Genomic DNA, 16,831 nt, shown 5'->3' on the forward strand with positions numbered 1-16,831 from the left:
GCGGTGTACCAGTGAATGGGGAGTGGACTGACACACCGCTTTCGCGAGCAAGCTCGCTCCCACAGGGGGCTGTGGTGTGCATCTGATACTTGTCCGAAATTCAGAAGTCCTTGGCCGATGCCATCCCCGCCGATTCCCTAGACTCTGCCCATTCCCTTCAAACGGCGGAGTTCCTCCCCATGAACTACCTGATTTCGCTGGCCATCGGTCTGGGCGTCGGCCTGTTGTACGGCGCGCTGGATTTCCGTTCTCCCGCGCCACCGGCCATCGCGTTGGTGGGTTTGCTCGGCATGTTGGCCGGTGAACAGTTGTGGCCGATGGGCCGACAGCTGGTCGCGGGTTGGTTGTCCTGAATTTCCTCTTTTCCTTTGGTGGATGTCCCCATGAAAGCACTGCAATTCGATAAAACCGGCGACCTGTCTTCCTTGCGCTATGTCGAGGTGCCGACCCCGGTACCCGGCGCTGACGAAGTGCTGGTACAGATCAAGGCTGCCGGCCTGAATCCCAGCGATGTGAAAAACGTCCTCGGCCGTTTTCCCTACACCACGCTGCCGCGAATTCCCGGTCGCGATTTCGCTGGTGTCGTCGTCGAAGGCCCGCAGGCGTTGATCGGTCAGGAGGTCTGGGGCACCGGTCGTGAGCTGGGGTTTTTCGCCGATGGCACCCACGCCGGGTTCGTCAAACTGCCGGCCAACGGCGTCGCACACAAACCGTCGCACCTGAGTTTTACTCAGGCCGCCAGCCTCGGCGTGCCGTACACGACGGCGTGGGATGCTTTGGAACGCAGTCTGGTAACGGCTGAAACACGTTTGCTGGTGATCGGTGGGGGTGCGGTGGCCACGGCGGCTTTGGCTCTGGCAAAAGTGCGTGGCGCGCAGTTGCTGGCAGCGGCGCGGCGCCCGGAGCAAGTGGTGGAGCTGCAAGCGCAGGGCTATCAGACGATTCAGCTGGATAAACCCGAAGACCTCGGTGCGCAAGTCAATGCGGTGTATCGCGGCGGCGCCGATGTGATCTTCGACACCACCGGTTTCTGGTTGCCAGCGTCGGTGGCGGCATTGGCTAGCTTCGGCCGGATCGCGATCATCGCCGCGCCGGTGGACGGGCATGTGCAACTGCCGGCACTGGCCCTGTATCGCAAGGGTGGCTCGGTGGTCGGGATCAATTCGTTGTTGTATGGAGTTGAAGCGTGTGCGGCGATGCTGGAGCAGTTCGGGCGGTTCTTCGATGAAGGCTCGCTGCCGTTGCCGCAAGGGTTGGTCGAGGTGCCGTTGGCTGATGGTCTCGCGCGCTACGCCGACGTCAATCAGGGCAGCGGTGACAAAGTCATCCTCATTCCCTGACCCACCGCAAAACCCCGTGTAGGAGTGCGCCTGCTCGCGATAGCGGTGTATCAGTCACTCATGATTAAACTGACACACCGCTATCGCGAGCAGGCTCACTCCTACATTAGATGGGTGTTGGGCTTAGGTTTGCGGGACGCCGTTTTCCCATGCCGACCAGTTCTTCAGGATGTCCTGCACCAGCGGATTACCTGCGCGATAGAGGTTTTCCAGCGCCGGCACAAAACCGCCCTGATCGGCGTACTTGAGCAGGTTGTCCACTTCACTGCCGCCCGGTTCAGGGCGGTCAAAGTCGGAGCCGGCACGCACCACGGCCAGACGTTGCACATCGACCAGACCTTCACGACCGGCACGCAGCAACGCCTCATAGGTCGAGTTGTCTTCCTGCTGCGTCGTACAGTATTCGCCCTTGTTGTCGGTCAGTAGTTTGGTCCAGACCTCGGCCCGTTCGCTCAGGCGCGTGCCGGAAAACCAGGTGTTGCCGGCCAGCGTGTCGCAGCGGGTGACAACCGGTGGCTGGTTGGCCGGGGCCGCCGGGTATTTCAGGCGCCACGCGGCGGACTCCTTGCTTTCGCTCAGCTCGACCTTGTGGCTCAGGGCGAACGCCTTGGCCTGCAGTTTCGGGTTGAGTTCAAAGACTTCGGTCTTGTAGTCCAGCGGCGGTTTTTCGTCCGGGCCTTTGGTGTTGATGCCCAAGTAGCCGGTCGGCCAGGTCGACGGCGCATCACGCGAATCGATCTCCCATTGCGTGCCGAACTCCACCAGATAATGCGCCCATGCGGCGGTGCCGATAGTCCCGTGTTTCGGGCTGATCCCGGCAATGCCGGCGATCAGGAAGTAGCTTTTGCGCAGGTCGAATTTCGGCGACAAGGCCAATGCCAGCGTTGAGGCGGCGGCGTTGGTCTGCCCCATGCCGGTGGTCAACAGGCACACCTGCTGCGCGTTGCAGCGGATGCTCGGGTACTCGGCGGACAGGCCCGCCACGCGGATTTCCTGTTTCAGTTCCAGACGGTCGATCCAGTGCTGCGCCTCGGGGGCGAACATCGTGATCAGTACAACTTTCGGTTGCATCGGTGCTTCCGCCGCCCATGCGGTGGAAGAGAGCAGGGCCGCACCAGCCAGGGTCAAACGCATCATTGCTTGCATGGAAAACTCCTCGATTCAGAATTGATAACCGACACCGGCGTAGTAACCCCAGCCGTTGGAACGCGCGCGGAAATTGCCGTCGCCAAAATTCAGCTCGCTGCCGTCCTCCCAGTTGCCGCCGTTGTGGAAGTAACGGCCGACCAGGGTGAAGCGCAAGTGGGTGAACGAGTAGAGCAAGACGTTGGTCGCCACTGTTGCGTTGGCCGTGCGCGCCGGGTTGTCCTTGTGGATGTCCGAGCCGAAATCGAAGTTGGTGAAGCCGATGTAAGTCAGCGATGCGCCGTTGCTGAATTTGTCGATCGGCACGATGTACTTCAGTTGCGCGCGATAGCCGTCCCACGAATATTCGTTGCTCGCGCCGTAGTTTTCCCACTGATAGCGACCGTACAGGTTGGCCGACAGATTGACCCGCGAGTGCGTGTCGATGTCGGTGCCGAAACCGCTGTAAAGGGTGTTGGCGCGGTTCTCTTTGCGGCTGCCGTGGTCGTAGATCCAGTCGAACGCTACATACCATTCCTTGAACGGGCCGATGGCCAGGCTGCGGCCGGCGAGGTAATCAATGGAGATGCGCGGTTCGTGCTCCATGAACACCGGCGAGCCGTGATCCCACACGCCTTTATCGTGGCTGTTGCCGATGTTGAAGATCTTCGGGATGTCGACATAGCCGTACAGTTCGAACGGGCCTTTGCGGCCGAAGTACTCGTATTCCAGATAGATGTCGTCGGCCGGTTGCGGGCCGAAGCTGATGTCTTTGCTGCCGATCAGCATCAGGTCCTGGTTGTACCAGTCCGACAGGTAGGCGCCTTTTTTCGGCGGGCTGGCTTCGGGGCTGAGGGCTTCGCCTTGGGCGGATTCTTCGGCTGGCGCCGGTTGCGCCAGAACGCTGTGGCTGAGAAGTCCGGTAACGCCGGTCAGTAGCAAGGAAACAGCAAACGTGCACGAGAAAGGTGCGCGAAAAGGGCGTGCGATGGGCATTCAAAGTCCTTTTTTACAGATCAAGGCCCGTGTTCCGTGGGCTTGTACGGTTTTGTTACGAAAACGTTGGTATTGACGTTACGCAAACGTTTGCACAAGGCGTACCAGTTTTCTCAATGCCATGAAATATCGATGAATTCGCAAATTTAACTGACGGACTGATCAGGTATGCCTGATCACCGCAAACCCCTGTAGGCCTTCGCCTGCTCGCGATGACGGTGTGTCAGAAAAGTATCCGTTAACGGACACTCCGCTATCGCGAGCAGGCTCACTCCTACAGGTTCTGCGACAGGCTGAAGACCCATGGATACGGGCCGAAACACTGATTCCAGACCTCTCTAGTATTAAAGTATTAACACCATTTAATCCGTGCCCCATTGCCGGGCGTCTACTAGCTTTGTCCCCAATAACGCGGTTTTGTGATGACCGTCGCAGTCTTGATTCGCGTGTGGAATAAGCACGGCTCTTCGCGCGCTCAAGGAAGAAATTGGCCACGACAAGGAGTAGCCCGTGGAAGCAAGGTTTGGTGTCGCCCTCGTTTCGCGCTTTTCCCCTCTTTCCCTTGCTGTGCATCTGAGTGTCGCCGGGCTGTTGTTCGGCGGCGTCAGCGCACCTGCGTTGGCCACGTGCTCCACGGCGGGTTCAACGGTGACCTGTACCGGCGTGCCGAGCCTGCCGCTGTTTCTCAACAACTTTTCCAGTGCCACCAGTGGTTTGACGGTCAACGTCAACAGCGGGGCGCAGATGAACGCGACCCTCGGCGGCCACGTAATGGACCTGACCGGGGTGAACATCTCCCTGAACAACTCCGGCACGATTGACCCGGCGTTGCTTGGCCTGGTCTCGGTGTTGAGCGGCGGCGCGTTCATCGGCACCGGTGCAACGAGCACGGTCAGTGTGCTCAACAACGCCAGCGGGATCATCCGTGGTACGGGCATGCTGCTCGGGCTCAACCTGACCAGCATCGACGGCCTGGCCCTTTCGGTTAACAACGCGGCAACCGGCACCACCAGCATCACCAACAACGGCACCATCACCTCGACCGGACTCTCGATCGGCGGAATCACGTTGGCGGATACCCCGGTGATCGGCGTTTACGGTGGTTCGCAGGTCAACATGACCAACAGCAGCACCGGTGTGATCAACGGCCGGATCGCCTTCGAAACCTCGGCGGCGGGCAACACCTTCACCAACGCCGGTGCGATCACCGGCGGCGTGTCGATGGGCGCGGCGAGCACCAACACCTTCACCGCGGTGACCGGTTCCAGCGTCAATGTCGGTGACGGTGTACAGATCAGCGTCGGCCTCGGCGGTTTGATCGGCATCAACCTGACCTTCGCCCCGACCGGTACGGTGGATGGCGGTGCGGGCGGCACCAACAGCCTGATCCTGCAAAACCCGGTTGGCGTCGGCGGCGGTATCACCGGGACTGGCACGGCATCGAGCGCGACCTACGTCAACTTCAACAACCTGACCCTCAACAGCGGCACCTGGACCTTGCAGGGGCCATTGGTCAGCGGCGCGACCACGCTCAACGGCGGTGTCGCGAATTTCAACAACAACGCCACCTTCGGCAGCGGCGTAATCACCTCCAACGGCGGGACTCTGCAGGCCAGCAATGCCGGGTTGAACATCAGCAATCTGATTTCCCTCGGCGCTGGTGGCGTGACGGTGCAAGGCACCAACGCGACCACCCTGAGCGGGGTGATTTCCGGCAGCGGCGGTTTCACCAAGGCCGGTACAGGCCAGCTTAATCTCAGCGCCGCCAACACCTATTTGGGCAATACCACGCTCAATGGCGGCACGGTGCAGTTGGGCAACAATCAGGCGTTCAGTACTGGCACCCTCAACGTCACCGGCGCGACGACGTTGAGCGCACCGGGCACCATCAGCCTGGCCAACGCCATCAGCCTCGGCGGCACCTTGACCGCCGGCGGCACTGGCGCACTGACCCTCGGCGGTTTGATCAGCGGCAGCAGCGGCCTGACCAAAACCGGCAGCGGCAGCCTGACCGTCAGCGGCGTCAACAGCGGGTTCACCGGCACCACCACCCTGAGCGCCGGTAGCCTGCTGGTGACCAATAACAACTCGCTCGGCAGCGGTGCGCTGAATACGGCCGCCGGTACCAGTCTCGACAGCACCGCCAACGTCACTCTGGCCAACAACATCGCGATGACCGGCGCGCTCAACGTGCTCGGCAGCAATGCGCTGAGCCTCGGCGGCGTGTTGTCCGGAACTGGCGGGATTACCAAATCCGGCAGTGCCAGCCTGACGTTGACCGGCAACAACACCAACAGTGGCAACACGCTGCTCAATGCCGGCAGCCTGTTCGTCGGCAGCAACACCGCGCTGGGGACCGGCGCGCTGAATGCGGCGGCGGGCACCACGCTGGATGCGACCACGGCGGTGACCCTGGCCAACGCCGTCGCGCTGGCAGGCGATCTGACCCTTGGCGGCACGCAGGCATTGGGCCTGAGTGGTGTCGTCAGTGGCGCCGGCAACCTGATCAAAAACGGCACCGCGAACCTCAGCCTCAGCGGCAACAACACTTTCTCCGGCGGCACCGCGCTGAATGCCGGCACGCTGATTGTCGGTTCCAACACCGCGCTGGGCACTGGCGCCTTGACCACGGCGGCCGGCACTACGCTGGATGCCAGCACGGCAGTGGCGCTGACCAACGCGGTCTCACTCGGCGGCAACCTCAATGTCGGCGGCAGCGCCAACCTGACCCTCGGCGGGATTGTCAGCGGCAGCGGCGGGCTGACCAAAAACGGCGCGGCCAATCTGATTCTCAACGGCACCAACACCTTCCTCGGTGCGGTCGCGTTGAACGCGGGCACGATCACCGCGGGCGCCAACGCGGCGCTCGGCAGCGGCAACATCACCGTTGGCGGCGTGGCGACCCTCGACAGCAATGCGGCGGTGACCCTCAACAACGCGGTCATTCTCAACAACAGCCTGGGCATTGGCGGCAGCAACGCGCTGACCCTCGGCGGGGTGATCAGCGGCGCCAGCCAACTGGTGAAAAACGGCGCGGCCAATCTCACGCTCAACGGCACTAACACCTACAGCGGCGGCACCACGCTGAATGCCGGCAGCCTGACGGTCGGCAACGGCGCAGCACTGGGCACCGGCGCGTTGTCGGTGGAAGGTGCGGGCACGCTCAACAGCAGTTCGGCCGTGACCCTGAACAACAACGTGATTCTCAACGCCAACCTCACCGCTGGCGGCGCCAACGCACTGACCCTTGGCGGCGTGATCAGTGGCAGCAACGGTTTGATCAAGACCGGCGCATCGAGCCTGACTCTCAACGGCAACAACACCTACACCGGCACCACGGCGCTGAATGCCGGTTCACTGATTGTCGGCTCCAATACCGCACTCGGCACCGGCACACTGAACGCCTCGAACGGCACCACCCTTGATGCCAGCACTGCGGCAACGCTGGCCAATAACGTCAACCTCGGCGGCACCCTGACCTTGGGTGGCAGCAATGCGCTGACCCTCGGCGGCGTAGTCGCCGGTATCGGTGGACTGACCAAGAACGGCGCTGCCGACCTGACCCTCAATGGCGCCAACACTTATTTTGGCAACACCGCGTTGAACACCGGCAAACTGATTGTCGGCAGCAACACTGCGCTGGGTTCCGGCACATTGAACGCGGCGGCCAACACCACGCTGGACGCCAACACCGCCGTCAGCCTGAACAATGCCGTGGCACTTGCCGGTGCCTTGAACATCGGCGGCACGGCGAATATCACCCTGACCGGTCTGGTCAGCGGCGCAGGCAGTCTGGTGAAGGACGGCGCGGCCAATCTGATTCTCAACGCCGCCAACAACTACCTCGGTGGCACCACGCTGAATGCCGGCACTCTGACCGTCGGCAACAGTTCTGCATTGGGCTCCGGTGCGCTGACCGTTGCTGGCGCGGCAACGCTCGACAGCAACTCGCCGCTGGTCAGCCTCAACAACGCCGTCACCCTCAATGCGGCGCTGACCGTGGGTGGCACGCAAAACCTCACCCTTGGCGGCGTCACCAGTGGCACCGGCCAGTTGACCAAGGACGGCGCGGCCAACCTGACTCTCAACGGCAATAACACCTTCAGCGGCGGCACTACGCTCAACGCCGGCACGCTGACCCTTGGCAATGCCAACGGTCTGGGTAGCGGCGCATTGATCGTCGGCGGTGCGGCGACGCTGGATAACAGCGCCTCGTTCGGCATCGGTAATGCGATCACACTCAACGCCGGCCTGACCGTTGCCGGCAACAACGATTTGAGTTTGAACGGCATCATCGACGGCGCTGGCAGCCTGACCAAAAACGGTCTGTCGGATCTGACCCTCGCTGGCAGCAACACCTTTACCGGCGCGCTAAACATCGTCTCGGGCAGCGTCACCACCCTCAACAGCAATGCGCTGGGCAGCACTTCCGGGGTCAACATCAGCGCCGGCGCCGGGCTGAATCTGGGCAGCGATGCCAGCCTCGGCGCACTGACCGGCAGCGGCAGTGTGCAACTCACCGGCAGTAACCTGCTGACCGTCGGCAGCGGCAACGTCACCAGCACCTTCGACGGTGATCTCAGCGGCAGCGGCGGTCTGGTCAAAGTCGGCACCGGCACCTTGAACCTCACCGGGATCAACGGCATTACCGGCAACACCGCGATCGATGGCGGTATCGTGAATCTCAGTGGTTCGCTGGGCAGTGCGCAAGTCAACGTCAATACCGGTGGCACCCTGACCGGTACTGGCTCGGCGCTCGGCGCGGTCAACATCAACAACGGTGGGCATCTGGCGTTGTCGTCGGGCAACACCTTGTCGGCGAGTGCTCTGACTCTCGGCGCCGGCAGCAACGTTGATGTGGCACTGGGCACACCGTCGACCGCGTCGCTGATGAACGTCGGCGGCAACCTCACCCTCGACGGCAATCTCAACGTCACCGATGCCGGCGGTTTCGGTGTCGGCGTGTATCGCCTGTTCAACTACACCGGCGCCCTGACCAATCTCGGTCTGGACGTTGCCAGCGTGCCGGTCGGCTACAGCCTCGGCGATCTGCTGGTGCAGACCGGCGTGGCCAATCAGATCAACATTCAAGTCTCCGCGCCGAACAGCAACATCCGTTACTGGGACGGCAGCCAGACCATTGCCAATGGTGTGGTCGATGGCGGTAGCGGCACGTGGAATGCGGTCGGCACCAACTGGACCGACGCCAATGGCTTGGTCAACCAGCCGTGGGCGGGTGATTTTGCGGTGTTCCAGGGCACCGCCGGCACGGTGACGGTGAACGGCACGCAAGCGTTCACCGGCATGCAATTCCTCACCGACGGTTACAACCTGGTCAACGGTGCAGCGGGGCAACTCACAGCGGTCAACGGCACCGGCGGCACCACTTCGTTGCGCGTCGATCCGGGCGTGACGGCGACCATCAATGCCAATATCGATGGCAGCGGCATCCTCAATAAACTCGACGCCGGCACCCTGGTGCTCGGTGGTGCCAACACCTATACCGGCGGCACGCAACTGGACGGCGGCAAGATCATCGTCGGCAGCAACACCGCGCTCGGTACCGGTACGTTGACGGCGAATGCCGGCACGCAGCTGGACAGCAGCGCGGCGGTGACACTGGCCAACGCCGCGACGCTCAACGGCAACCTCACCGTGGTCGGCAGCAATGCACTGACCCTCAACGGCGTGATTGGCGGCACGGGTGGCCTGATCAAAACCGGCACGGCGAACCTGACCCTCGGCGGCAACAACGCCTTCCTCGGGCCGGTAGCACTGAATGCCGGCGGACTGATTCTGGCGTCGAACTCGGCCCTGGGTTCGGGCACTTTGAATGCGGCGGGCGGCACCACGCTGGATGCGAGCACGGCGGTTTCGATAAACAACGCGGTCAACCTGGCCGGCAACCTCGGCATCGGCGGCACGGCGGATCTGACCCTGGCCGGTACGGTCAACGGTGCCGGCAGCCTGAGCAAAAACGGCGCCGCCAACCTGACCCTCAGCGGCAACAACAATTTCCTCGGCGGCACCACCCTCAACGCCGGCACACTGACCGCCGGCAGCAACTCGGCGCTGGGTCTGGGCAACCTCACCGTAGCCGGCGCCTCGGCGCTGGACAGCAACAGCGCGCTGAGTCTGGGCAACAACGTCGTGCTCAACGCCAATCTGAGCAACACCGGCAGCAACAACCTGACCCTCGCCGGCGTCGTCAGCGGCGCGGGTGGCTTGATCAAGGACGGCGCGTCGAACCTGACACTCAACGGCATCAACACCTTCACCGGCGGTACCACGCTGAATGCCGGCACGCTGACCCTCGGTACGGGCGCGTCTCTGGGCAGCGGCGCGCTGACCGTGGGCGGTGCTTCCACCCTCGACAATTCCGCGCCACTGGTGCTGGCTAACAACCTCAACCTCAACGTCAATGCCAATCTGGCCTTGGCCGGTAACAATAATCTGACCCTTGGCGGTGTGATCGCTGGCGCCGGCACGTTGACCAAAAATGGTCTGGCCGACGTGACCCTGAGCGGCAACAACACCTTCAGCGGCACCTTCGATGTGGCGTCCGGCAGCCTGACCACGCTGAGTGGCGCGGCGCTGGGCAACAACGCGACGGTCAATCTCGCGGGTGGCGCGGCGCTTAATCTCGGTGCTTCCGGCAGCCTCGCCAGCCTGACAGGCAGCGGCACGGCGCTGATTGGCACTGGCAATACGTTGAGCCTGGGCGGCAACAACGTCAGCAGCACCTTCGCCGGCATCCTCAGCGGTGACGGCAGCCTGAGCAAACTCGGCAGCGGCACCCTGACCCTCAGCGGCATCAGCGACCTGACCGGCGACACCAACGTCAACGCCGGCACCTTGCAGGTCAACGGCTCACTGGCCAGCGGCAATGTGCTGGTCAACAGCGGCGGCACCCTCGGTGGCAGCGGCACGTTGAGCGGTGCCGTGACGGTGGCCGATGGCGGGCATCTGGCGGGCGTCACCGGCAGTACGCTGAGCGTCAGTTCGCTGCTGTTCAACGGCAATTCAAACTTCGACGTCGGCCTCGGCACACCGGTGTCCGGTGGCGGCAATGCGCTGGTCAATGTCGGCGGCAACCTGACCCTCGACGGCACCCTCAACGTCAGTGACATCGGTGGTTTTGGCAGCGGCGTCTATCGCCTGATCGACTACACCGGCGGCCTGACCGACAACGGCATGCTCTTCGGCACACTGCCGGGCAGCGTCAGCCCTGGCGATCTGACCCTGCAAACCGCACTGGCCAATCAGATCAACCTGCTGGTCACCGCACCGGGCGTCACCGTGCAGTTCTGGGACGGCAACCAACTGGTGGCCAACGGTTCGGTCGAAGGCGGCAGCGGCACCTGGGGCACCGGCACCACCAACTGGACCGACGTCAACGGCACCACAAACCAAGCCTGGACCAGCAGCTTTGCGGTGTTCCAGGGGGCGGCCGGCACGGTGACCGTCAATGGTGCGCAAACCATCACTGGCATGCAGTTCGTCACCGATGGCTACAGCCTGGTGAATGGCACGGCGGGCTCGTTGAATCTGGTCAATGGTTCGCTGGGCAATGCCACGGTGCGTGTTGATCCCAATGCCACTGCGACCATTGGTGTTGCACTCAACGGCAGCGGCACATTGGGCAAATACGACACGGGTACGCTGGTGCTCAACGCGGCCAACGGTTACACCGGTGGCACGGCGCTCAATGGCGGCAAGATCGTGGTCGGTAACAATGCGGCGCTTGGCACGGGTGCGTTGACCGCTGCTGACGGCACGGCGCTGGACAGTAATGCAGCCGTGACCTTGGGTAACGACGTGGTCGTCAACGGTGGTTTGACCGTTGCCGGTTCCAACGCCCTGACCCTCGACGGCGTGGTCAGTGGCAGCGGCAGCATCATCAAGGCCGGCGCATCGAGCCTGACCCTCAACGGCAGCAACACTTACAGCGGCGGCACTCAGCTCGCCGGCGGTACGCTGGTTCTTGGCAACAACAGTGCACTCAGCAGCGGTGCGCTTAACGTGACCGGTGACGGCACACTCGACAGCACCTCGGCGCTGCAACTGGCCAACGCCGTCAACCTTGGCGCGCAACTGACCCTCGCCGGCAATCAGAACACCACGCTGATCGGTGCTGTGACCGGCACCGGAAGTCTGCTGAAAAACGGTAGCGGCGATCTCGTCCTCAGTGGTGCCAACACCTACAGCGGTGGCACCACGTTGAACAGCGGCACGACGCGCGGTGACACCAGCAGCCTGCAAGGGGCGATCGTCAACAACGCAACGCTGACCTTCGAGCAAAACGCCGATGGCAGTTACACCGGCAATCTCACCGGCGCCGGTACGCTGAACAAAACCGGCTCGGGTGATCTGCTGCTGGCCGGCAACAATACCTTCACCGGCAACACCTCGGTGCAGGCGGGCAACCTGATCGTCAACGGCGTGCTCAACAGCGTCAATGTCGACGTTGCCAGCGGTGCCGGCATCGGCGGTGGCGGCCAGTTTGGTGGTGCTGTGCAACTGGCCAGCGGTGCGACGCTGCTGGGTGGCGGTACGGCAACGCCGTTGTCAGTCGGTTCGCTGGCATTGTCGTCGGGGACCAATCTGGACTTCAGCCTCGGCTCGGCGGCCAGTTCGACCACCGTAGTCAATGTTGCCGGCAACCTGACCCTCGACGGTACGCTGAACATCAGCAATGCCGGCGGTTTCGGCACTGGGGTTTATCAACTGTTCAGCTACGGCGGCAGCCTGACCGACAACGGTCTGGTATATGGCAGCCTGCCGGTGTCGGCGGCCAATCTGACCCTGCAAACGGCTATCGCCAATCAGATCAACTTGCTGGTGCAAGGCACGCCGGGTGAGGTGCAGTTCTGGAACGGTGGCACCACCAATCCGGACGGCAGCATCGGTGGTGGCAGCGGCGTGTGGGGGCCGGGCACCAACTGGACCGATCCGAGCGGTACTCAGGCCCTGGCATCAAATGGTCAGTTCGCGGTGTTCGGTGGCCAGGCGGGTACTGTGACCGTGCAGGGCAATCAGAACTTCACCGGTCTGCAATTCCTCTCCGGCGGCTACAGCCTGGTTCCGGGGGCTGGCGGGACGTTGACGCCGGTCAATGGCGCCGACGGCAGCCTTGCACCGGTGCGGGTCAATGCCGGGGGAAGTGCGGAAATTTCCGCGACGCTGGTGGGCACGGGTGGTATCGAAAAGCTTGATGCCGGCACGCTGGTATTGAGCGGTGCCAACACCTACAGCGGTGGCACCACCGTCAGCGGCGGTACGTTGATCGGTAATACCACCAGCCTGCAGGGCAACATTCTCAACAACGCTTCGCTGGTGTTCCAACAAAACGTCAATGGTCTGTTCAACGGGGTCCTCAGCGGTCTCGGGGCGATGGCCAAACGTGGCGCCGGTACCTTGCTGTTGACCGGTGATAACCCATTCAGCGGCACCGTATCGGTCGACCAAGGTGTGCTGCAAATCGGCAGACCCTTGGCTCGGGCGTCGTTGGGCGGTCAGGTCACCGTGGCCAATGGTGCAGGGCTGAGCGGTAATGGCAGCGTCGGTTCCGTGGTCAACCATGGCGTTGTCGCTTCGGGGTCCGAAGCCGGAACCCTGAGCGTCGCCGGTAACCTGACCAACGCCTCCGACGGTGTGCTGGCGCTGACGGTCAGCGCACCCACCGCAACGCCACTGGCAGTCGGCGGCACGGCAACGCTGGGTGGCGGGCTGCAAGTGAATTCCCTGGCACCGTTCACCGGCAACACCACGTATTCGCTGATCACGGCGGGTGGTGGGGTGAACGGCACCTTCAGCGCTGCGGACCTGCCGCAATACGCGTTCCTCAACAGCGCCCTGGTGTATGACGCCAACTCGGTGAACCTGGTGGTCAGCCGCAATGGCAATTCGTTCGCCGATGTCGCCGCCACCGACAACCAGTTCCGCACCGCCACCGCGCTGTCGAACAACGGCCCGGCGGGCGCGGCGTTGCAGAACGAGATCGTCAACCTCAGTGTCGCCGGTGCGCGTAATGCCTTCGACAGTCTGTCCGGTGAGATCCACGCCAGCACCGCCAGCGCCATCCTCGAGGATTCGCGCTACGTGCGTGACGCGGTCAACGACCGTATGCGCCAACCGTCATGCAGCGCGGCGGACGATCCACGCCGTGCCTTGGCGCCAAGTGGCAACCAACTGAGCAGTAATGGTTGCCACGGTGAAATGGTCGGCTGGGCCCGTGCACTTGGTGCGTGGGGCGAGTCGGATGGTGACAGCAACGCCGCCAAACTCGACCGTAACCTCAGTGGCTTCATGCTCGGCACCGACAAGCAACTCGATGATCAGTGGCGCGTGGGCATGGCCGCCGGCTACACCCGCAGCGACCTCGATGCCCATGATCGTCGCTCGGATGCCACCGTCGAAAGCTACCACCTGGCGGCGTACCTCAATTCGCAGTTCGACGCCCTTGCAGTGCGCCTCGGCGCGGCTTATAGCTGGCACGACATCGAGACCAAACGCAACGTCAGCGTCGGCAGCTACAACGACCGCTTGAAAGCCAACTACGACGCACGCAGCGCCCAGGTGTTCGGTGAAGTCGGTTACGCCATCGATGCCGCCGGGATTGCCCTTGAGCCGTTCGCCGGTCTGGCCTACGTCAACTACGACACCGACAAAGCCAAGGAAAAAGGCGGAGTAGGGCGCCTGGAGGCCGATGCCGATCAAGACATCACCTTCTCGACCCTCGGTGTGCGTGCCGGCAAAGTCATCACCCTGGCCAACGGCGGGCAATTCACCCCGCGCGCGGCGCTCGGCTGGCGCCATGCCTTTGGTGATACCAAGCCTGATGCTGATCTGACCTTCATCGACGGCGGCGCCTCGTTCAGCACACAGGGCGTGCCGATCGCCAAGGACAGCGCGATTGTTGAAGCGGGTGTCGACTTCCAGATCAGTCCGACCGGCAAACTCGGCGTCGGCTACTCGGGGCAACTGTCGAACGACAGCAACGACCATGCGATGACCATCAGCTTCAGCCTTGGCTTCTGATTTAGGGTCGAAGCACTTTTAGCCGCCCGTAAGGGCGGTTTTTTTTGCACGGGCAAAAAGTCGCGGTCATGCCTGTAGGAAATCCGGCCTGAGGTCGACCATTTATCCCCAATCGGAAAGAACCTACGTCAAACATCGAATCATCTGACTTCACCAGTTCAGCCGTCGCCCCCCACAGTCCCGAGCCTTAAACAGACACAGGGAAATGTGGATGCTGACTGCTGGCAAGTCCGTGATGTTCAGACTCGATATCGAAGGTTTTTCCCATGATCTCCAGGTATACGAATTCAGCGCGAAGGAGGCGCTCAACCGAACTTATGAGGTCGAACTGGAACTGGTCAGCGAGCGCCCCGACCTTGATCTTGAATCCTTGCTGCACCGTCCCGCCTTCCTCTGTTTCAGTGCCGACGGCGCCGGCCTGCATGGGCAGGTTTATCGAGTTGCCCAAGGCGACTCGGGCAAACGCCTGACCCGCTACCAGATCACGCTGGTGCCGCATCTGGCCTATCTGGCGCATCGACACAACCAGCGAATCTTCCAGCAACAGAGCGTGCCGCAAATGGTCGCCCGGGTGTTGAGTGACCACGGCATGCAAGCGGATGCCTGGCGCTTCCAACTCAGTGCCGACTATCAACCTCGCACCTATTGCGTGCAGTTCGCCGAGACTGACCTGCACTTCATTCAGCGCTTGTGCGAGGAAGAGGGCATTCACTTTCATTTCCAGCACCGCCGCGATGGGCACCTGCTGGTGTTCGGTGACGATCAAAGCGTTTTCCTCCCGCCAGCCCAGCCCACGGCCTATAAACAGGACAGCGGCATGGTTGCCGACGCGGCAGTGATCGACCGTTTCAACGTGCGCCTGGAAACACGCACCACGCAGGTCAGTCGCCGTGATTACCACTTTGAAAAACCCAACGTGCAACTGGATGCCGAAGCCAAGGAAGCGCAGCTTCCAGTGCTTGAGGATTACGCTTTTCCCGGGCAGTTCACTCACCGTGATCGCGGCAAACACCTTAGCCAGCGAGCCCTTGAACGCCATCGTGCCGATTACCGGCAGAGCCACGGGCGCAGCGAACAAACCCTGCTGCGCAGTGGCAGCTTCGTCGACATGTGTGAACACCCGCGCGACGATTACAACGGATTATGGTTGCTGACCAGCGTCGAGCATCTAGGTCGGCAGCCGCAGGTGCTGGAGGAGTCTTTAACCGTCCCGGCTGCCGACGACGGCTTCAAGCAGGGGTATCGCAACCACTTCGTCGCAACACCGGGGGAGGTGATTTTCCGACCCGCACTCAAGCATCCGAAACCACGCATGACCGGCAACCAGCATGCCGTGGTGACCGGTCCGCCCGACAGAGAAATCTACAACGATCGCTACGGGCGAGTAAAAGTCCAACTGATATGGGACCGCGAAGGCCAGTTCAATGAACAGTCCAGTTGCTGGCTACGCGTCGCCACAAGCTGGGCTCATGACCGATACGGCAGTGTGCAGACTCCACGCGTCGGCATGGAAGTGCTGATCGGGTTCACCGAGGGCGATCCGGACAAGCCGTTCGTGCTGGGTTGCTTGCCCAACGCAGTGACGCCGGTGCCGCTGGACCTCCCGGCAGAGCAGACGCGCAGCATTTGGCGCAGCCAGAGCAGTCCTGGCGGCGGTGGCTACAACGAGCTGCGCATCGAAGACCGCAAAGGCGCCGAAGAAATCGCCATCCGCGCCCAGCGTGACTTTGCGCAACTGGTGCTCAATGACCAGCGCGTGCAAGTCGACAATCAACACACCCTGGTCGTTGGTGGTATCAGCAGCCAGGAGCTACGCAGCGACGAACACCATATGACCCATGGCAATCGCCTGACCGAACTCAAGCAGGACGATCACCTGTGGGTACACGGCGACCGCCATATCCGGGTCAGCAGCCAGCGGCTCAGCGCTACGCAGCACCTGCATTTTGGTGCCACTGCGCAAGTTGTCATCGATGGCGGCACGCAACTGGTGCTGCAGTGCGGTGGGCATTGGTTGACGCTGGGGCCGGAAGGGATTTTCAGCAGCGTGCCGATTGTTCAGGGCGGTGTGCCGGCGGTCGGGCTGGCGGCAGAGCCGTTGGTGCCGGGGGCGGTGCCGTTGTTGACGGTGGTATTTGATCCGGTTCAACAGCGACAGGCGTTGGTTTCGAAGCGCCCTGCGCGCTGCCAGATTTGCGAGGCCGCGCAAGCATGAGCGGGTTGACTTCCTTTCCCGAGGGTTTGCCTTGGGGCGAGCAGCAGGCCTTTTTGTTGCTGGACGGTGCGACGATCAGCGATCTGCCGCAGCGGTTGAAACAGCTCAACCCGAC

At 62.5% G+C, this 16,831-nt stretch carries 6 protein-coding genes; 4 read left to right on the top strand and 2 right to left on the bottom strand.

The window, feature by feature from the left end; genetic code table 11:
* Nucleotides 1–179 precede the first annotated feature (179 nt).
* Both ACW9IR_RS24220 and ACW9IR_RS24225 read left to right on the top strand, forming a co-directional pair.
* Nucleotides 180–353, top strand: coding sequence for a DUF1427 family protein (locus ACW9IR_RS24220; protein ID WP_007969534.1), 174 nt, complete (start codon nucleotides 180–182; stop codon nucleotides 351–353).
* Between the two features lie 30 nt (nucleotides 354–383).
* The gene (locus ACW9IR_RS24225; protein WP_457465290.1) at nucleotides 384–1,340 is read left to right on the top strand and encodes a quinone oxidoreductase family protein; all 957 of its coding nucleotides are present in this window, start codon (nucleotides 384–386) and stop codon (nucleotides 1,338–1,340) included.
* A 123-nt stretch (nucleotides 1,341–1,463) separates the two neighbouring features.
* On the opposite strand, the gene ACW9IR_RS24230 is transcribed toward ACW9IR_RS24225, so the two are convergent.
* Both ACW9IR_RS24230 and ACW9IR_RS24235 read right to left on the bottom strand, forming a co-directional pair.
* Nucleotides 1,464–2,486, bottom strand: a complete 1,023-nt coding sequence (locus tag ACW9IR_RS24230; protein WP_457465291.1) for a purine-nucleoside phosphorylase — start codon at nucleotides 2,484–2,486, stop codon at nucleotides 1,464–1,466.
* 15 nt (nucleotides 2,487–2,501) lie between these two features.
* Nucleotides 2,502–3,461, bottom strand: a complete 960-nt coding sequence (locus ACW9IR_RS24235; protein WP_457465292.1) for a nucleoside-specific channel-forming protein Tsx — start codon at nucleotides 3,459–3,461, stop codon at nucleotides 2,502–2,504.
* A gap of 510 nt (nucleotides 3,462–3,971) precedes the next feature.
* Here ACW9IR_RS24235 and ACW9IR_RS24240 point away from each other — a divergent pair.
* Together ACW9IR_RS24240 and tssI are read left to right on the top strand one after the other, a co-directional pair.
* Nucleotides 3,972–14,501 carry an autotransporter-associated beta strand repeat-containing protein gene (locus tag ACW9IR_RS24240; RefSeq protein ID WP_457465293.1) on the top strand — a complete coding sequence of 3,510 codons (10,530 nt, stop codon included), beginning with the start codon at nucleotides 3,972–3,974 and terminating at the stop codon, nucleotides 14,499–14,501.
* A 211-nt stretch (nucleotides 14,502–14,712) separates the two neighbouring features.
* Nucleotides 14,713–16,716: a type VI secretion system tip protein TssI/VgrG gene (gene tssI / locus ACW9IR_RS24245; RefSeq protein WP_457465294.1), complete on the top strand. Its 2,004-nt coding sequence runs from the start codon at nucleotides 14,713–14,715 to the stop codon at nucleotides 16,714–16,716.
* Nucleotides 16,717–16,831: the final 115 nt, after the last annotated feature.

It is taken from the genome of Pseudomonas sp. SDT291_1_S447, from assembly GCF_054070155.1.

What these genes read in the sequence shown, in the direction of transcription:
- ACW9IR_RS24225 (WP_457465290.1), top strand. Translation starts at nt 384, where the DNA reads ATGAAAGCACTGCAATTCGATAAAACCGGCGACCTGTCTTCCTTGCGC.
- ACW9IR_RS24220 (WP_007969534.1), top strand. Translation starts at nt 180, where the DNA reads ATGAACTACCTGATTTCGCTGGCCATCGGTCTGGGCGTCGGCCTGTTG.
- tssI (WP_457465294.1), top strand. Translation starts at nt 14,713, where the DNA reads ATGCTGACTGCTGGCAAGTCCGTGATGTTCAGACTCGATATCGAAGGT.
- ACW9IR_RS24230 (WP_457465291.1), bottom strand. Translation starts at nt 2,486, where the DNA reads ATGCAAGCAATGATGCGTTTGACCCTGGCTGGTGCGGCCCTGCTCTCT.
- ACW9IR_RS24235 (WP_457465292.1), bottom strand. Translation starts at nt 3,461, where the DNA reads ATGCCCATCGCACGCCCTTTTCGCGCACCTTTCTCGTGCACGTTTGCT.